Annotated in this window: 19 protein-coding genes and 1 riboswitch; of the genes, 11 read left to right on the top strand and 8 right to left on the bottom strand. The window is 65.8% G+C overall.

The window, feature by feature from the left end; translation table 11 throughout:
* Nucleotides 1-33 precede the first annotated feature (33 nt).
* From nrdI to ABV408_RS18005, 5 genes are all read left to right on the top strand, one after another.
* Nucleotides 34-438, top strand: a complete 405-nt coding sequence (gene nrdI / locus ABV408_RS18025; protein ID WP_353980255.1) for a class Ib ribonucleoside-diphosphate reductase assembly flavoprotein NrdI — start codon at nt 34-36, stop codon at nt 436-438.
* Nucleotides 420-2,591, top strand: coding sequence for a class 1b ribonucleoside-diphosphate reductase subunit alpha (nrdE, locus tag ABV408_RS18020; protein ID WP_353980254.1), 2,172 nt, complete (start codon nt 420-422; stop codon nt 2,589-2,591). Before nrdI ends, nrdE begins: the two co-directional genes overlap by 19 nt.
* Before the next feature lie 74 nt (nt 2,592-2,665).
* A complete protein-coding gene (gene nrdF, locus ABV408_RS18015) occupies nt 2,666-3,646 on the top strand; it encodes a class 1b ribonucleoside-diphosphate reductase subunit beta (protein WP_035475159.1) in 981 nt (326 codons plus the stop codon).
* 161 nt (nt 3,647-3,807) lie between these two features.
* Nucleotides 3,808-4,614, top strand: a complete 807-nt coding sequence (locus ABV408_RS18010; RefSeq protein ID WP_353980253.1) for a hypothetical protein — start codon at nt 3,808-3,810, stop codon at nt 4,612-4,614.
* Nucleotides 4,615-4,710: 96 nt separating this feature from the next.
* Nucleotides 4,711-5,331, top strand: a complete 621-nt coding sequence (locus ABV408_RS18005) for an NUDIX hydrolase (protein WP_353980252.1) — start codon at nt 4,711-4,713, stop codon at nt 5,329-5,331.
* A 23-nt stretch (nt 5,332-5,354) separates the two neighbouring features.
* On the opposite strand, the gene ABV408_RS18000 is transcribed toward ABV408_RS18005, so the two are convergent.
* Entirely contained in the window at nt 5,355-6,587 is a 1,233-nt protein-coding gene (locus tag ABV408_RS18000) for a methyl-accepting chemotaxis protein (RefSeq protein ID WP_353980251.1), read from the bottom strand.
* A gap of 226 nt (nt 6,588-6,813) precedes the next feature.
* Here ABV408_RS18000 and ABV408_RS17995 point away from each other — a divergent pair, with 226 nt between their 5' ends.
* On the top strand, nt 6,814-7,506 hold the full coding sequence (locus tag ABV408_RS17995) for a tellurite resistance TerB family protein (protein WP_353980250.1): 693 nt from the start codon (nt 6,814-6,816) through the stop codon (nt 7,504-7,506).
* 21 nt (nt 7,507-7,527) lie between these two features.
* On the opposite strand, the gene ABV408_RS17990 is transcribed toward ABV408_RS17995, so the two are convergent.
* A complete protein-coding gene (locus ABV408_RS17990) occupies nt 7,528-7,674 on the bottom strand; it encodes a hypothetical protein (RefSeq protein WP_353980249.1) in 147 nt (48 codons plus the stop codon).
* A gap of 157 nt (nt 7,675-7,831) precedes the next feature.
* Nucleotides 7,832-8,003, top strand: a riboswitch (yybP-ykoY riboswitch).
* 11 nt (nt 8,004-8,014) lie between these two features.
* Here ABV408_RS17990 and mntP point away from each other — a divergent pair.
* Nucleotides 8,015-8,593, top strand: a complete 579-nt coding sequence (gene mntP, locus ABV408_RS17985) for a manganese efflux pump MntP (protein ID WP_353980248.1) — start codon at nt 8,015-8,017, stop codon at nt 8,591-8,593.
* Nucleotides 8,594-8,678: 85 nt separating this feature from the next.
* The gene (gene arfA / locus ABV408_RS17980) at nt 8,679-8,831 is read left to right on the top strand and encodes an alternative ribosome rescue factor ArfA (RefSeq protein ID WP_110678480.1); all 153 of its coding nucleotides are present in this window, start codon (nt 8,679-8,681) and stop codon (nt 8,829-8,831) included.
* Between the two features lie 122 nt (nt 8,832-8,953).
* Here the strand turns inward: arfA and ABV408_RS17975 are convergent, their stop codons facing one another.
* From ABV408_RS17975 to rhtA, 3 genes are all read right to left on the bottom strand, one after another.
* On the bottom strand, nt 8,954-9,283 hold the full coding sequence (locus ABV408_RS17975) for a LysE family transporter (protein ID WP_353980247.1): 330 nt from the start codon (nt 9,281-9,283) through the stop codon (nt 8,954-8,956).
* A gap of 210 nt (nt 9,284-9,493) precedes the next feature.
* A complete protein-coding gene (locus ABV408_RS17970; RefSeq protein ID WP_353980246.1) occupies nt 9,494-10,312 on the bottom strand; it encodes an AraC family transcriptional regulator in 819 nt (272 codons plus the stop codon).
* Nucleotides 10,313-10,421: 109 nt separating this feature from the next.
* Nucleotides 10,422-11,315 carry a threonine/homoserine exporter RhtA gene (gene rhtA / locus ABV408_RS17965; RefSeq protein WP_353980245.1) on the bottom strand — a complete coding sequence of 298 codons (894 nt, stop codon included), beginning with the start codon at nt 11,313-11,315 and terminating at the stop codon, nt 10,422-10,424.
* A gap of 96 nt (nt 11,316-11,411) precedes the next feature.
* Between rhtA and ABV408_RS17960 the strand changes: the two genes are divergently transcribed.
* Nucleotides 11,412-11,984, top strand: a complete 573-nt coding sequence (locus ABV408_RS17960) for an XRE family transcriptional regulator (protein WP_353980244.1) — start codon at nt 11,412-11,414, stop codon at nt 11,982-11,984.
* A gap of 39 nt (nt 11,985-12,023) precedes the next feature.
* Here the strand turns inward: ABV408_RS17960 and ABV408_RS17955 are convergent, their stop codons facing one another.
* Entirely contained in the window at nt 12,024-12,500 is a 477-nt protein-coding gene (locus ABV408_RS17955) for a carboxymuconolactone decarboxylase family protein (protein WP_353980243.1), read from the bottom strand.
* A gap of 132 nt (nt 12,501-12,632) precedes the next feature.
* A complete protein-coding gene (locus ABV408_RS17950) occupies nt 12,633-14,039 on the bottom strand; it encodes a PLP-dependent aminotransferase family protein (protein ID WP_353980242.1) in 1,407 nt (468 codons plus the stop codon).
* 388 nt (nt 14,040-14,427) lie between these two features.
* Here ABV408_RS17950 and ampC point away from each other — a divergent pair, with 388 nt between their 5' ends.
* Nucleotides 14,428-15,606, top strand: coding sequence for a class C beta-lactamase (gene ampC, locus ABV408_RS17945; RefSeq protein ID WP_353980241.1), 1,179 nt, complete (start codon nt 14,428-14,430; stop codon nt 15,604-15,606).
* A gap of 109 nt (nt 15,607-15,715) precedes the next feature.
* Here ampC and mqo read toward each other — a convergent pair whose 3' ends face one another.
* Nucleotides 15,716-17,314 carry a malate dehydrogenase (quinone) gene (gene mqo, locus ABV408_RS17940; RefSeq protein ID WP_353980240.1) on the bottom strand — a complete coding sequence of 533 codons (1,599 nt, stop codon included), beginning with the start codon at nt 17,312-17,314 and terminating at the stop codon, nt 15,716-15,718.
* 259 nt (nt 17,315-17,573) lie between these two features.
* On the opposite strand from mqo, the gene ABV408_RS17935 reads away from it, so the two are divergent.
* Complete coding sequence (locus ABV408_RS17935; protein ID WP_353980239.1) at nt 17,574-17,747, top strand: hypothetical protein; 174 nt, start codon at nt 17,574-17,576, stop codon at nt 17,745-17,747.
* The last annotated feature ends 100 nt before the right edge of the window (nt 17,748-17,847 follow it).

Here is a 17,847-nt window from a genome sequence, read left to right as displayed (position 1 = left end):
ACCTGAATCGCGCAGAGGCGCAAGGAAGTCGTCATGGCTGAGCTGGTCTACTTCTCGACCAAATCAGGCAATACGCGACGCTTCGTGGAAAAGCTCGGCCTGCCGGCCAGCCGGATCCCGCTGAACCGTGACGATCCGCCACTGCGCGTTGCAGCACCTTATATTCTCATCGTGCCCACCTACGGCGATGGCGAACCGCGCACGGCGGTGCCGCCGCAGGTGATCCGCTTTCTCAACGATGAGCACAACCGGTCGCTGATCCGCGGGGTCATCGCCGGTGGCAACGCCAACTTCGGCGCGGCATTCGGCCTGGCTGGCCGGGTGATCGCACAGAAGTGCCAGGTACCGTATCTCTACCGTTTCGAGCTGATGGGCACCGATGAGGATGTCCGTCGCGTCCTTGCAGGGGTGAATGAATTTTGGAAACGCTCAGCCTAGAAAAAGAGACGGCAGCGCGATCGCCCGCCGATCACAATGCCAAGACGCTCGACTACCACGCGCTCAACGCCATGTTGAACCTGTACGATGCCGAAGGGCGTCTGCAGCTCGACAAGGACCGCGAGGCCGCGCGTCAATATTTCCTCCAGCACGTGAACCAGAACACCGTGTTCTTCCACTCGCTGAAGGAGAAGCTCGACTATCTGGTGGAAGAGGGCTACTACGAGCAGGAAGTGCTCGATCAGTACGACTTCGCCTTTGTCACGGCGCTGTTCGATCAGGCCTATGCGGTCAAGTTCCGCTTCCAGAGCTTCCTGGGCGCTTTCAAGTACTATACCAGCTACACGCTCAAGACCTTCGACGGCAAGCGCTACCTCGAACGCTTCGAGGATCGTGTGTGCATGGTCGCGCTGTCGCTGGCGCGCGGTGACGAGACCCTGGCGCGCCAGCTGGTCGAAGAGATCATCCACGGGCGTTTCCAGCCGGCCACCCCGACCTTCCTCAACTGCGGCAAGCGTCAGCGCGGTGAGCTGGTCTCGTGCTTCCTGTTGCGCATCGAGGACAACATGGAGTCCATCGGGCGCTCCATCAACTCGGCGCTGCAGCTCTCCAAGCGCGGCGGCGGGGTGGCGTTCTCGCTCTCCAACATCCGCGAGGCGGGGGCGCCGATCAAGCGCATCGAGAACCAGTCCTCCGGCATCATTCCGATCATGAAGATGCTCGAAGACGCCTTCTCCTACGCCAATCAGCTGGGCGCGCGTCAGGGCGCCGGGGCGGTCTATCTCAACGCCCACCACCCGGACATCCTGCGCTTCCTCGATACCAAGCGCGAAAACGCCGACGAGAAGATCCGCATCAAGACGCTCTCGCTGGGCATCGTGATGCCGGACATCACCTTCGAGCTGGCCAAGCGCAACGAGGACATGTACCTGTTCTCGCCCTACGACGTGGAGCGCATCTACGGCGTGCCTTTCGGTGATATCAGCATCACCGAGAAGTACGACGAGATGGTCGACGACGGGCGTATCCACAAGAAGAAGATCAACGCCCGCGAGCTGTTCCAGACCATCGCCGAGCTGCAGTTCGAGTCCGGCTACCCGTATCTGATGTTCGAGGACACGGTCAATCGCGCCAATCCGATCCACGGCCGGATCAACATGTCCAACCTGTGCTCGGAGATTCTGCAGGTCAACACGCCGACCGAGTACGACGACGACCTCGGCTATCGTCATATCGGCGAGGACATCTCCTGCAACCTGGGCTCGCTCAACATCGCCAAGACCATGGATTCGCCGGACTTCGGCGCCACCGTGGAGACCGCGATCCGCGGCCTGACGGCGGTCTCCGAGATGAGCCATATCTCCTCGGTGCCGTCGATCGCCGAAGGCAATGCCAAGTCGCATGCGATCGGCCTGGGGCAGATGAACCTGCACGGCTACCTGGCCCGCGAGCGCATCTTCTACGGTAGCGAAGAGGGGTTGGATTTCACCAACATCTACTTCTATACCGTGGCGTTCCACGCCATCCGTGCCTCCAATCGCATCGCCATCGAGCGTGGCAAGCGCTTCGCCGGTTTCGAGCAGTCGACCTATGCCAGCGGCGAGTACTTCGACAAGTACACCGAGCAGGCGTGGGCGCCCAAGACCGAGAAGGTGCGCGGGCTGTTCGAGAAGAGCGGTATCCACGTCCCGACCCAGGAAGACTGGCGCGAGCTGAAGGCATCGGTGATGGCCCACGGGCTGTTCAACCGTAACCTGCAGGCGATCCCGCCTACCGGCTCGATCTCCTACATCAACAACTCGACGTCGAGCATCCACCCGGTCACGGCCAAGGTCGAGATCCGCAAGGAGGGCAAGCTGGGCCGCGTCTACTACCCGGCGCCCTACCTGACCGACGACAACCAGGCTTACTACCAGGACGCCTACGAGCTCGGCCCGGAGAAGATCATCGACACCTACGCCGAGGCGACCCAGCACGTCGACCAGGGCCTGTCGCTGACGCTCTTCTTCCGCGACACCGCGACCACGCGTGACGTCAACAAGGCGCAGATCTACGCCTGGCGCAAAGGCATCAAGACGATCTACTACATTCGTCTGCGCCAGGCCGCGCTGGAAGGGACGGAAGTCGAAGGTTGCGTCTCCTGCACGCTGTAAGCCCGACTGTCTGAATTGTTGGAACGCGCCGGCGTGAGCGCCGGCGTCAACCGAACGAGAACATGCTCATGGATATGCCCGCGACCTCTGCAGCCCGCCATCTGAGCCGGGTCGATGCGATCAACTGGAACCGCCTTCAGGACGACAAGGACCTGGAGGTCTGGAACCGCCTGACCGGCAACTTCTGGCTTCCGGAGAAGATTCCGCTCTCCAACGACATCCCGTCCTGGAACACCCTGACCGAGCACGAGCAGCAGCTGACCATCCGTGTCTTCACCGGTCTCACCCTGCTCGACACCATCCAGGGCACGGTCGGCGCGCCGACGCTGATCGAGGACGCGGTGACCCCCCACGAAGAGGCGGTGATCACCAACATCAGCTTCATGGAGTCGGTCCACGCGCGCTCCTACAGCTCGATCTTCTCGACGCTGTGCGCCACCCGCGACGTCGACGACGCCTACCGCTGGAGCGAGGAGAACCCCTTCCTGCAGAAGAAGGCGGAGCTGATCCTCGAGCGCTATCGCGCCGAAGACCCGCTGATGCGCAAGGTCGCCAGCACCTTCCTCGAGTCGTTTTTGTTCTACTCCGGTTTCTACCTGCCGATGTACTGGTCCAGCCGTGCCAAGCTGACCAACACCGCCGACCTGATCCGCCTGATCATTCGTGACGAGGCGATCCACGGCTACTACATCGGCTACAAGTTCCAGCGCCAGCTCGCCCAGCTGCCGGCGGAGCGCCAGGAAGAGATCAAGATCTACGCCTACGAGCTGCTCCACGAGCTCTACGACAACGAGGTGAGATACACCGAAGCGCTCTACGACGACGTCGGCCTGACCGAAGACGTCAAGAAGTTCCTCCACTACAACGCCAACAAGGCGTTGATGAACCTGGGCTTCGAAGCGCTGTTCCCGGCCAGCGTCACCGACGTCAGCCCGGCGATCCTCGCCGCGCTCTCGCCCGGTTCCGACGAGAACCACGACTTCTTCTCCGGCTCCGGCTCCTCCTACGTGATCGGCAAGACGGTCAGTACGGAAGACGAGGACTGGGCGTTCTGAGGCGCGGTGAAGCGCTGAAGACGTGTCATGTAAAACCGCCCCATGTGGGCGGTTTTGCACGTCTGGGGTCGAGCTTCCATGCTCGCTGCACACTGCGTGCATGAAACGCGGCGATAGTGAGAGTGCACCGTGTCCCGGTGCGCCACAGGAGTCGTGTCATCATGCAAGCAAGATCCAAGTCACTGTTCGCGCTCGCCGTTACCCTCACCGCACTGTCTCCGTTGGCTATGGCGGCGCCGCCCGAGCGGGCGCAGCCACCGGCGCCGCACAGCGCCAAACAGGCCCACGCCACCGCGCTCAAGGACGCTGTGGTCGCCAGCTGGCAGCTCGACCAGCGCCAGCAGGCCGCGTTGGCCCAGGCGGATAGCGAGTTCCGTGACGGGCTGCGCCAGCTGCGCGGCGATGGCCCGAAGGCGGCCCCGGAGGCACGGCGTGGCGCACTCGATGCGCTGCTCGAGCGTCAGCGCCAGCAGCTCGCCGATGTGCTGGAGCCGGCCCAGCTGCGCGCTTACCTGATGCTCGAACGCCAGGCGGCGATGCCGCGCCATCCCGGCCCGGCGCATGACCCGGCGGCGCTGGATGCCGATCTGCAGGCGCGTTTCACGCCGCTGTTCGCGACCTGGCAGCTCGATCAGCAGCAGAGCGCGCAGGTGCTCAACGCCCAGCGCACCTTCTTCGATGGTCTGCACCAGCTCAAGCGGCCGGGTGCGGCACCCGACGCCGAGGTCGACGACCCGCGCGGTGAACGCTTCAAACGCCTGATCGAACAGCGCCATAGCGCTCTGGCCCAGGTGCTGAGCCCGGAGCAGGTCACCGCCTTCGAGGCGCTGACCCAGCCGCCACGGCCGCCGCGCGCCGGTCAGGCCCCGGCGCCCGATGCGCCGCCGGCGCCCCCTGCACCCGGCACGCCCCCGGCACCGCCGGTGCCTGACGCTCCCCCCGCACCGAGCGCCCCGCCGGCACCCTGAGTCATCCCGCCAAGCCCTTCCTCGGAAGGGCTTTGTTGTGCGTGCCACGGGGGCACTTGCTAGGCTGGATGCCTCATTCGCTGCGGGATGGATTCCATGGAAGATCAATGGCTGAGCTGGGCCAAGCGTATCTCTGCGCTCGCCGATACCGGGCTGCACTACTGCCGCGACACCTTCGACCGTGAACGCTACGAGGAGATCTCCGCGCTCTCGCGCGAGATGATGGCGACGCTGGGTGGAGCCACCCCCGAGCGTATCGCCACGGCGCTGGGCCCGCGGGAAGGCCACGTCACGCCGAAGATCGATGTGCGCGCGGCGATCATCGAACAGGGACGTATTCTGCTGGTGCAGGAGCGCTCGGATGGCCGCTGGACCCTGCCCGGCGGCTATGCCGAGGTGGGCGTGTCGGCGGCCGACAATACCTGCAAGGAGGTGTGGGAGGAGGCCGGGATTCGGGTGCGCATCGCGCGGCTCTATGCCATCCGCCACAAGGCGCGCCACGCCTACCCGCCGGACGTGCTCGACTTCTACAAGCTGTTCTTCCTCTGCGAGCGGCTCGACGACGCCCCGCTGGACCCCGGGCACGAGGTGCTGGATGCGGCCTACTTCGCGCCCGACGCGCTGCCGCCGCTATCGACGCCGCGGGCGATTGCCCGCGACATCGAAGACGCCTTCCTCTTTCATGCCCAGCCGCAGCGGCCTGCCGTCATCGACTAGCGCAGGCAGTGTGCGTACAGAGCCTAGAATGCTTCCCACTCGGCGGTTTCCGCCTCTTGGCGCCGTGCCGGTTGGGAGGCCGGTCTGGCGCTAGTCGCCGGCAGCGGGGCGGCCTGCGGGCGCCGCGGGGTGACCGCAGCACTGGCGTCGAGGCGGAACACCGCGACCACCGACTGCAGCTCGTTGGCTTCTTCTTCCAGCGCCCGCGCGGCGTTGGCGGCCTGCTGTACCAGCGCGGCGTTCTGCTGGGTGACCTGGTCCATCTGGGTCACCGCCTGGTTGACCTGGGTGATGCCGTGGTTCTGCTCCTCCGAGGCCGCGGCGATCTCGTGCATGATTTCGCTGACCCGGGTGATCGAGGTGACGATGTCGTGCATCGTGTCACCGGCCTTGTCGGCCAGGGCGGCGCCGCTCTCGACCCGCTCGGCGGAGCGCTGGATCAGGTCGCGGATCGCCTTGGCGGCATCGGCCGAGCGCTTGGCCAGCGTCTGCACCTCGTTGGCGACCACGGCGAAGCCGCGACCCTGTTCGCCGGCGCGAGCCGCTTCCACCGAGGCGTTGAGGGCGAGGATGTTGGTCTGGAACGCCACCGAGTCGATGGCGTCGAGCAGCGTCACCGCCTGGCGCGAATTCTCGCTGATCGCGTGCATCGTGCTGACCACGCCGCCGACCACCTCGCCACCGCGATTCGCCACGTCGGTGGCCTCGCTCGCCAGTTGGCTCGCCTGGACCGCGTTGTCGGCGTTCTGGCGTACGGTCGAGGTCAACTGCTCCATGCTGGCGGCGGTCTCTTCCAGCGATGCTGCCTGCTGCTCGGTACGCGAGGAGAGGTCGGTATTGCCCTGGGCAATGCCGCTGGCGCCGTCGAGCACGTTGTCGCAGGCGCTGCGCACGTTGCCGACGGTGCTCGAGAGATGGCTCTGGGTCTGCGCCATGGCCGCGAACAGCCGTCCGATCTCGTTGTTGCCGCGGCGCTCCACCGGCACCGACAGGTCGCCGGTGGCAAGCTTCTCGCAGTGTTCCACCAGACGTTCCAGCGGACGAATCACGTTGACCGTCACGCCCCACAGCACGATCGTCACCAGCACCAGGGTCGCCACCACCGCGACGGCAATGCCGGCGTTGATCAGCCCCGGCGAGACGTCGGTGTTGACGGCGTAGGCGGCCAGCCCCGCGACCCCCAGCACCAGGAGTGTGAATGCCACCAGTACCAGCAGCCAGCTGGTCTTCACGGTCATGTCTGCGAGACGTTTCATGCTTGGTTCACCTGCCTTCCCTTAGTATCGAAGAGCCGGGCGTCACCTGCGTGTGGCGGCCGGAACGGCACCGATCCACGTGGGTGCCGAGTACGCTCTATCGGCCCGCGCGGCAGCGTCTTGAGTGCCCGGCACTGCGACAAACTGGCACACCGGGCCGATGCCCCGGCCCGGTAGCCGAGGCTGGCGGCGCCATCTCTTCTCGACAGGCAGCGGAGTACAGCAGATGAATGCACAACGGATCCTTTCCCAGCTCATGCAGCAGGCGGGTAGCGGCCAGCGCCAGAAGGCCGGCAGCGGGGGCTTCGACGTCAAGTCGCTGCTCGGCGGCGGCGCGCTGGGGCTGCTGGTCGGCAGCAAACGCGGGCGCAGCCTGGGCGGCAAGGCGATCAAGTACGGCGCGCTGGCGGGCATCGGGGCGCTGGCGTGGAAGGCGTGGCAGGCGCATCAGGCGCAGCAGTCGACGCCAGCCGAGGCGACGCCAGCCGAGGCGACGCCAGCCGAGGCGACGCCAGCCGAGGCGACGTCCGCAGCGGACCAGCCGCTGGAGCAGCTCTCCGGCGAGCGCCAGGAGACGCGCAGCCGCGGCATTCTCAAGGCGATGATCGCGGCGGCGCGCGCCGATGGGCATATCGATGCCGCCGAGCGTGCCGCCCTGGCCGAGCAGATCGATGCCCTGGGCGCGGATGACGAGCTGCACGCCTGGGTCGAGCGCGAGATGTCGGCGCCGCTGGATGCCGAGGCGATCGCGCGCGATGCCGACTCGCCCCAGGCCGCCCGCGAGATCTACCTCGCCAGCGTGGCGATCATCGACGATCAGAATCCGATGGAGAAAGCCTGGCTCGACCAACTGGCACAGGCGCTGTCACTGGATGGCGAGATGCGCCAGGCGCTCGAGCGCGAGGTGCACGCGGGCTGAAACGCATCCCGTGCCACCGCGTCAGGCGGGGCGCGGGCAGCATCCGGCGTCCCCGCGCGGCGTAGCCAGGGCCGCGATCAGCGCGATCAGCGCGGTCAGCGAGAGCAGGGCGACCCGCGTGCCGTAGGCGTAGGTCGTCTGCAGCAGGCCGAGATGCTGGGTTGCCACGGCACTGGCGGCTTGCCACGCAGCGCATTCGCCAACCCCGTGTTCAAAGTTCAACTCGGGTGAACTTGATTAACGCCGACGACATGAGTTAACCGGGGTGTATTTTTCCCTTTAAATTCAATCATTTATTGAAAGGTTCCGGCGCGACGACTATAGTCTGAGTCTCTTTGGGGAGTAGCCGGTCGCTGGTGTGTCTGTTGTAGACCAGCGGCGTGCGTGTCAACACACTCGGCCCTGGCCGTGGCACGCACACCGATGTCGGTTGGCGAGACCATTGACACCCGCGACGCAGAGTCGGGCCTGGCGGGTGTCGTGGTGCAACCACCGGCTGGACGACGCCATGAATCCCGCATCTCTGTTCTTGCTTGCCTTCGCCATGTCGACCGACGCCTTTGCCGCGTCGATCGGCAAGGGCGCCGCGCTCAAGCGCACGCGGTTTCCCGAGGCGCTGCGCATCGGCATGATCTTCGGCACCATCGAGGCGATCACGCCGGTGATCGGCTGGGCCATCGGCCTGGCGGCAACGCATTTCGTGTCCGAATGGGATCACTGGATCGCCTTCGTGCTGCTGGCCGGACTCGGGTCGCACATGATCTGGGCCGGCCTCAAGCCGGATGACCCGCGTACCCAAGACGACGCACAAGCGCCGGCACGACGCTCGTTCTGGCTGGTGGCGGCCACCGCCCTGGCGACCAGCATCGACGCCATGGCGGTCGGCGTCACGCTGGCCTTTGCCAACATCAATATCCTGGTCGCGGCGGCGGCGATCGGCCTGGCTACCACGCTGATGGTCACCATCGGTATCATGCTGGGGCGGGCCATCGGTTCGCTGATCGGCAAGCGCGCCGAGATCGGCGGTGGCCTGGTGCTGATCGTGATCGGTTGTATGGTGCTCTACGAGCACCTCGCCGCCGCCTGAGCGATGGCGGGCCCAGTCCGCATGCGCTTTACCCCCATCTTGATCACACTCGTCGAGTCGCCATCCTGAACGTCAAGGAGCTTCCATGGCACGTCAGCCGATCCGCGACAACGCGCTCAAGGCCGCGTTACGCACACCGCAGTTTCGCCAGCAGCAGCAGACGCCCAAGAAGGGCAAAGGCAGCTATTCACGCAAGGGCCGTGGTGCCCAGGGGGGGCGCCATCGCCAAGCGGCCTGAAGCCGGCCGTTTCGCCATGGCGCTTTCCTGTCACCCTGCACGCTGCTTGTCTGCTCATTCTCCTCTCGCTTCTTATCATTCTTCTCTCGCTTCTTATCATTCTCCGCTTGCCGACCACGGCCTCAGCCCGGCATCAGCACGCTCCACCACGCTACCAGCAGCAGCACCAGCGCCAGCGCGCGGTTGAATAGCCGCCACGCCAGCCAGCTCAACCAGACGACACCCAGCCAGCTCAACGCCAGACTCGCGTAGGGCCGGCTGGTCAGCAGCTGGCCGAGACCCAGCCCCACCAGCAGCACGAGCGCGGCGGCGGCCAGGCTGGCACCGATCACCGCCGGCAGGGTACGCCGGAAGCCGTGATGCAGCCCCTGATGCAGAATCAGCAGATTGGTCGGCCCCGGCGTGATCGAGGCGACGATGGCGAACAGCGCGAAAGGTATCCAGCTCGGCATGGGGTCTCTCCATCGGACAACATGAGCTCCGACTATCGCCTGGCGCGGCTGATGCGTCTGGAAGATCTGAGCAGGGCTGGCATGCCGCCGAGGTCTGGTCGACGGCATCGGGGCGAAGGGGTGAGAGGAAGGGATCAGGCCGGCAAGGTCGGTTCGTCGGGATCAGATCGACAGGGTCGGGTCGACAGCGTTGGATCGAGGCAAGGTAGCTCAGCCGCGGCGGCGGTAGTCCGCGGGCGTGAGGCCATAGGCGCGTCGGAACCAGCGCCCCAGATGGCTCTGGTCGGCGAAGCCGAAACGCGCCGCGACCTCGGCCGGGGCATCGCCTACCGCCAGACAGCGGCGTGCCCGGGCGAGCCGCAGCTGAACCAGATAGGCGTGGGGCGCCAGGCCGAAGGCGGCCTTGAAGGCGCGGCTGAGACGGAAACGATCGACGCCGCAGTGGGCGGCGAGGGTCTCCAGGCCGATATCCTGCTCGCAGTGGGCGTGCAGGTAGTCGCGGGCCAGACGCGCGGTGCGCGGCAGCCGCGGGTCGCCCAGCGCTCTTTCCTGCCAGCCCAGGTGGGGCAGCATGCCGCGCAGCACGGCGTCGAGATGCGTCTCCCGAGCCAGTCGCCACCCGGGCGTGCGCAGTGCGGTGAAGGCCGCGGCCACCTGGCGCGCCAGCTCGGGGTCGTCGGCCAGCGTGCGCCGGAAGCCGGGTTCGCCGCTGGTGACCGGCGCCGCGCCGAACTGGCGCAGTTCACGCTGCAGCCAGGCCGGGTCGAGGTAGAGCATGGCATAGGTGAACCCGCCCGCGGTGGGTGCGCGGCCATCATGGAGTTCCCCGGGCTCGACGAAGAACAGCCGGCCCGGGGTGCTGTCGTGACGCTGACGCCGGCAGTGGAACTGCTGCACGCCCTGTTCGGTGAAACCGACCAGATAGCTGTCGTGCCAGTGCGGGTCGTAGGCGTGGCCCTCGAAGTGGGCGCGCAGGGTCTCGAGACCGCTGCCGTGGCGCTGCAGATCGATCCACCCGGTCGACGACATGCTCTCCTCCTGGGCTGCGTGGAAGCCGCTCCAGTCTGCCACGCCCGGTGTGGTGCGTCTGGAAGATTCGCGCGCCGCTGCCGACATCGCGCCCCGAGCGGTGCCGCGCTCAGTCGGGTAGCGGCGCCTCGAACGGCTCCTGGGCACGGGCGGTGAGCGTGGTGCCGATCGAGGCGACGATCACCAGCGCGATCGCCAGCCACTGCAGCACGCTCAACTGCTGGCTCAGGAACAGCAGGCCGGAGAGCGCGCCCACCGCCGGCTCCAGGCTCATCAGGGTGCCGAAGGTCTGGGTCGGCAGGCGAGGCAGGGCGATCATCTCCAGGGTGTAGGGGAGTGCGGTGGAGAGCACCGCCACCGCCAGCGCGAATGGCAGGATCTCGGGAGCGAAGATCGCCGGGCCGACCTCGATCAGCCCGATCGGGGCGATCACCACGGCGGCGATGGTGATACCCAGGGTGGCACTCTGGGCGCCATTGATCGCCCCGGCCTTCTGCCCGAACAGGATATACAGCGCCCAGCACACCCCGGCACCCAGGGCGAAGGCCGCGCCGACCGGGTCGACCGGGCCGCTGTGATCGTCACCCAGCAGAAGCAGCAGGATCAGGCCGCTGACCGCGAACGCCACCCACACCAGATCCAGCCAGCGGCGCGAGGAGAGCATCGCCACCGCCAGCGGGCCGGTGAACTCCAGCGCCACTGCGATCCCCAGCGGAATGCGCGCCAGCGCCTGATAGAACATCAGGTTCATGACGCCCAGCGAGACGCCGTAGATCAGCGTCGACTTCCACGCCCGGCGGCTGATGCGCCGCCGCCAGGGGCGCATTATCAGCAGCAGCAGGCCGGCGGCCAGGATCAGGCGAATCGAGGTGGTGCCGGTGGCGCCGATCTGGGGAAACAGTGTCTTGGCCACGGCCGCACCGCTCTGGATCGAACACATCGCCACCACCAGCATGGCGACCGGCCAGGCGCGCTGGACGAAGGGATGGGTGGCGACAGACATGACACCTCCAGGGGGGCTCGGGCATGATGGCTCGCCAAACGTGGCCGTTAAGCGCCTTGGCGGTGAGCGGCACGGACGAGAGTCGCGATTGTACGGATGGGCAATATATTGCACAAGCCTAGTGAGCGCCCCGATGTCCTGGTGCATGTGGCCGCCAATGTCAGACGCCTGCGCCAGGCGCTCTCCCTGAGCCAGCAGGCGCTGGCCGAGCGCGCCGGGCTCAGCCGACGCATGCTGGTCAATATCGAGAAGGGCGATGTCAACGTCAGCCTGAACACACTGGACCGCCTGGCCGAGGCGCTGGGGGTGCTGTTCTACGCGCTGGTTCAGCCACCGGACAGTGAAGACTCCGCGCGCATAGACGAGGTCGCCTGGGTCGGCCGCTCGCCGCAGAGCCGGGCACGGCTGCTGGCGAGCAAGCCGGCCCGCCAGGAGGTCGAGCTGTGGTCCTGGTCGCTCGCCCCGGGTGAGGTCTACGCATCGGCGGCCGACGACAACGGCTGGCACGAGATGCTGGTGGTGATCGAAGGGGCGCTGACGCTGGAGCTTGCCACGGGTGACATCGTCATCGCCGCCGGCGACTTCCATGTCTATCCGAGTGACCAGCCCTATCGCTATCGCAACGATGGGGCCGGCACGCTGCGCTTCATTCGCAACGTGGTGCATTGAACCCGCTGCGCACCCGGTGCCACAGAAGGTTAAGCGTGATCACAGTCCCGCCTTGTCCAGTCCGAAGGCCTTGTCGGCGGAGCCAGGAACGACCTGGAAGGCAATGCTGAGACGATTCCAGCCGTTGATGGCCACGATCAGGAAGGTCAGGTCCGAGAGCTCCGCTTCGGAAAAGTGGCTGCGCACGTCATCATAGATATTGTCATCGACCCCATGCTCGGGCAGCCGGGTCAAGGTTTCCGTCCAGGCCAGGGCGGCCCGCTCGCGGGGTGTGAATAGCGTCGATTCCCGCCACAGCGCAACATGGTGCAGACGCAATTCGCGCTCGCCGTCGATCTTCGCCTCTTTGACATGCATGTCGACGCAGAAGGCGCAGCCGTTGAGCTGGGAAGCGCGCAGCGTCACCAGATGCTTGATCTCCTTGATCACGTCGCTCTGCGACAGTGCCATGTTGAAATCGATGTACTTCTGCGCGGCCTGGGGAGAGGTCTGGTAGTAATTCACGCGGGCTTGCATGTCGCTCACCTGTCTGGGCAGTGGGTCGTAGGAGGGTGCGAATCAGATACCGGGACAGGATGAAAGGCGGACGTGGCGTCGCACAGGGCCAAGATCTGCGACGATTTCTAGGCCATGGCAAGAGGCGCCGCGTCACACCGTGAGCGCGGCCAGCCGAGTTGCCAGCGCATCGGCATGAGCCGCATCGATGACGTTGGTGAAGCTCAGCAACAGCCCTGACTGGCGTGCCGAGCTCAGATACCAGGCGGACAGTGCATGCCCACCCAGCCCGGCGCTGGCGGCCCGGTTCGCGATGGTCACGTCGTCGGCGCCTTCGGGAAGACGGGCCAGCAGGTGCATCCCACCGGCCTGTAGATCGAGCTGAACCCGGTCGCCCAGATGATGCTCGAGCGCCTGACTAAGATGTTCACGGCGCACCTGATAGAGCGCCCGCATACGCTTGAGATGGCGAGCGAAATGGCCTTCTTCGATGAAATCCGTCACAACCGCCTGACTCAACGTCGGGGCGCCATGCCCCAGCCCCTGCATCGTGCGCTGGAAGGTCGCGACCTGAGCACGGGGAACCACCAGGTAGGCCAGCTTGATGGCGGGAAACAGGACCTTGCTGAAGGTGCCGGTGTAGAGCACGCGCTCGTCACCATCGAGACTCTTCAGTGCCGGTTCGGGCTGGCCGCGATAGCGGTACTCACTGTCGTAGTCATCCTCGATGATCCAGGCCTCCTCCCGCTTCGCCCATGCCATCAACGCTCGGCGGCGGGCCAGCGTCATCGTTACCCCGGTGGGGCTCTGATGCGTGGGCGTGACGACGGCGAAGCGGGCCTGGGTGGTGCGTGAACATCCCTCTTCGACATTCAACCCTTCGGCGTCGACGCTCACCGGGTTCAAGAGCATACCCGCGCCCAGCAGTCGTTCCCGCGCCATCACATAGCCCGGCTCTTCGAACCAGCCACTGTCGCCGGGTGCCAGCAGGGCCCGGCAGATCAGCCCAAGCGTGTCCCGGTAGCTGTCGGTGATGAAGATCTGTTCGGGCTGGCAGGCGATACCGCGCGACACCCCGAGGTAGCTCACCAGGGCGCGCTTCAGCGCCGGGTGGCCCGTCGGCGGTGGGTAATTCAGTTCGGCGCTGGACTGGGCCCTGAGTCGGCGCTGGGTCAGGCGCGCCCACAACTTGTGGGGGAAGGCGTCCAGCGCCGGAAGCCCCAATTGGAACGGTAGCGGCGGCTCTAGATCGGGCTCCGGCGCCTGCTGGGCCATCGTATCCGGTGTCGGGGTCGGCCCCATGGAGTCGGGCAGGTGGGGTGAAACGATCGTGCCCGCGGGGCCTCGCGGCAACAGATACCCTTCGCTGACGAGCAGCTGATAGGCCAGCTCGACCGTACCGCGCGACAGGTTCAGCTCACTGGCGAGGCTGCGTACCGAAGGCACCCGTTTGCCGGGGGGCAGGCGCCCGTCTGTCATCGCTTCGCGCAGGCGCTGATAGAGCTGCCGGTAGATCGGCACGCTCTGCGTACGGTCGAGCCGAAGTCGGGTATTGGACATGTCGATGTCCTGGAAGATCGAAGACGTCTTGGCGCTGCCAAGCGGATCTGTCCGATTCTAACCTGACTCCTCTGCACAAGGAGGATGTCCGATGACCACCGTCCGACAACTACCGGTGACCACGGAGCAGGCGTGTCTGCCCTGCTTCGATGTCATGCGCGAGCTTCGCCCGCATCTCGAGGAATCGCGGGACTTCGTCAGTCGGATCATGCGGCAGAGGGCATCGACCTCGACCCTGAACTGCGTCCACGGAAGGCCGGCCAGGCGGTTGACGAATGGTTACGCAGCGCCGGTATTACCCAATATGCGTTTTCGCGCATGATAGCGGCAGCTGGCGCGCAGGCGGTCGTCATGTCGCCGATGAGGAATTCGACCCAAGGAGAGGACGATGAAAGCATGGTGGCTGGGTGTGGCGCTGGTGCTGAGTACGCAGGTGGCCGTGGCTCAGGAGATGGACGCGGCCGAGACCCGCCGGATAGTCGACCCGCTGATCGAGACGCTGATGCAGCAGGAGCGGATCGCCGGTATGGCGGTCGCTATCGTGCGCCCCGACGGGGTTCAGGTGCTCGACTACGGCATCGCCGATCGCGACACCCGCCAGCCGGTAGACGCCGATACCCTGTTCGAGATCGGCTCGCTGAGCAAGACCTTCACCGCCACGCTGGCTACCCTTGCTGCCGTGCGCGGCAAGCTCGATCTGGATGCGCCGGTGAGCCAGTACCTGCCGGTGCTCGAGGGCAGCACCTTCGATGACGTCGATGCGATCAATCTGGGCACCCACACCGCCGGCGGCCTGCCGCTGTTCGTGCCCGAGACGGTCAACGACCAGGATGCACTGATGGCCTGGTATCGTCAGTTTCAGCCGAGCGCGCCGGTGGGGGAGAGCCGACTCTACTCCAACCTGAGCATCGGGCTGCTGGGGCTGGAAGCAGCCGCCAGCCTCGGCAGCGACTTCGTGCCGGCGGTGCGCGAGCAGCTGCTCGAACCACTGGGGCTCGACCACACCTGGTACGACGTGCCCACCACCGAGCAGGGGCATTACGCCATGGGCGAGGACAAGTCAGGCGAGCCCAAGCGGGTCTCGCCCGGCGTGCTCGAGGATGAAGCCTACGGCATCAAGACCACCGCCACCGATCTGGCGCGGCTGGTCCAGGCCAATCTGGGGCTGCTCACGCTCGACGATGAGCTGCAGCGGGCGATCGATGCCACCCACCGGCCCTACTACCAGGTCGGCGACATGACCCAGGATCTGATCTGGGAGCAGTATCCCCGTCCGGTCAGCCTCGACACCCTGGTGGCGGGTAACGGCTATGGCATGATTCTCGAGCCGCAGACGGTCAAGCCGATCGCCCCGCCGAGTGATGACGTCGCACGGCCGGCCAAGGTGTGGATCAACAAGACCGGCTCGACCAACGGCTTCGGCGGTTACGTGGTAATGCTGCCCGACCGCCAGGTGGGGCTGGTGATGCTGGCCAATCGAAACTACCCCAATGCGGCGCGGGTGGAGACGGCCTACCGCATTCTTTCGGGGCTGGGGGCGATCGAGCCGGACGCCGCTAACCCCTGAGGGGAATGACAGGCGTCGTGGGCGGCCAGAAACGCCAAGCGCCCGCCGGAATCCGGCGGGCGCTTGGCAGGGGCGACGAGGACTGCGTCCTGATGCTGAGTGCTGACGTCTAGTGCTGACGCGGGGATGGGGCGTCGATAGCCGCCTGCCCCAGATCGGGCTCGTCGAGTTCGAGCAGTTCCCGCGACATCGCACGGACCTCGCTCAGCAGCTTCGGATTGGACGCCAGCGCCTGTCCGTAGGAGGGCACCAGTTCGCGCAGCTTGGCCTGCCACGCCTCGCTCTTGACCTGCTCGGGGAACACCTCTTCGATCAGGCGCAACATGATCGACGGCGCCGTCGACGCCCCCGGGGAGGCGCCCAGCAGGGCGGCGATGGTGCCGTCGGCGCCGCTCACCAGCTCGGTGCCGAACTGCAGCGTGCCGCCCTTGCCCTCGACGTCCTTGATCGTCTGCACTCGCTGGCCGGCGGTCCACAGTTTCCAGTCCGCGCGCTTGGCCTCGGGGTAGTAGCCCTTGAGCTCTTCGAACTGGTCCTCTTCGGACATGCGCAGCTGGCTGATCAGGTAGCGCACCAGATCCAGGTTATCCAGCCCGACCTTGGTCATCGGCCACAGGTTGCTGGGGGTGATCGAGCGCATCAGATCGGTCCACGAGCCATTCTTGAGGAACTTGCTCGAGAAGGTGGCGAAGGGGCCGAACATGATCGCCGGGGTGCCGTCGAGAATACGCTTGTCGATGTGCGGCACCGACATCGGCGGCGAGCCGGCCGGCGCCAGGCCGTAGACCTTGGCGTCGTGCTTGGCGACCACTTCCTGGTTGGTGGTGTAGAGGAACTGCCCGCCCACCGGGAAGCCGCCATACTGCTTGGCTTCGGGAATGCCCGATTTCTGCAGCAGCGGCAGCGCCGCGCCGCCGGCGCCGATGAACACGAAGCGCGCGTTGACGCTGCGCTCGTTGCCGCCATCGCTGGTGTTGGCGACCGTCACCTTCCAGCTGCCATCGGCGTTGCGCTTGAGATCGCGCACCTGGGTGTTGAGCGACAGCTCGAAATTGTCGCGCTTGGCCAGCGAGTCCATCATCTGGCGGGTGAGCTCGCCATAGTTGACCTCGGTGCCGATCGGCATGCGCGTGGCCGCCACCGGGTCATCGCCTTCGCGCCCGCTCATCACCAGCGGGATCCACTCGGCGATCTTGGCCGGATCCTCGGCATACTCCATGCCGGCGTAGAGCGGGTTGCGGTGCATCGCCTCGAAGCGCGCATTCAGGAAGGAGACGCGATCCTGGCCCCACACGAAACTCAGGTGCGGCACGGTATTGATGAACGAGCGCGGCTCGGAGAGCACGCCGTCACGCACCTGGCTGGCCCAGTACTGACGCGAGACCTCGAACTGCTCGGTGATGCCGATGGCGCGCTGAATGTCGACACTGCCATCGGGCTGGGGCGAGGTGTAGTTCATCTCGGCGAAGGCCGAGTGACCGGTACCGGCGTTGTTCCAGACGTTGGAACTCTCTTCGGCGGCGCGATCCAGCCGCTCGAACAGCTGGATCGACCAGTCGGGTTGCAGCGACTGCAGCAAGGTTCCCAGGGTAGCACTCATGGTGCCGCCCCCGATGAGAACCACGTCGACGTTGGGGGTATCGCCGGATGCCGCTCCTGCCTGGGTGGTCGGCAGGGAACAGAGCGTGATGCCGTGACGCAATTTCATGAAGGTTCTCTGTCTGATGGATACGGACAGGCGCGAACGCGAATGCGTCACTAGTTTAATGAGCTAGTCCCCTCAGTGCCATGATAGATGTCGACAAAGCCGAGAAATCGTCATCATCCGCGGCGCTCGTCGATGCCAATCGGGGGACGGCGGAGGTGGGCTTGACGCACGACCATTTGTTTAGCATGCTAATCAGGTGTTGCGACGAAACGTCGCAGCCGTCTTGTCAACCAGCCGTTTCCTTAACCAAGGAGGGGTCATGAAAGTGTTCAATCGTCTCTTCTCGATGCTCGCCGCGGTCATCGTCTCCGCGCTGCTGCCGTTCTCGATGAGTGCCGAAAGCGACGCCAGCCCGCATCAGAACCTCTATGGCAGCAGCAACCTCAGCGCCTCGGTCGGTGGCCAGGGCAAGCGCCATGACGATCTCTCCTGAAGCCGCCTGACGACCGCGGGCCGAGCGGACTTGTGTGCGCGTCTAAAGTCGCCTGGCGCCAGGGTATGCCGGTAGGTGACCATCAGCGTCTGTGCACCAT

The sequence above is a fragment of the Salinicola endophyticus genome, assembly GCF_040536835.1.
Classification (GTDB): domain Bacteria; phylum Pseudomonadota; class Gammaproteobacteria; order Pseudomonadales; family Halomonadaceae; genus Salinicola; species Salinicola endophyticus_A.
The sequence above is the reverse complement of the archived record's forward strand: the minus strand, read 5'-3'. Positions and strand labels throughout refer to the sequence as shown.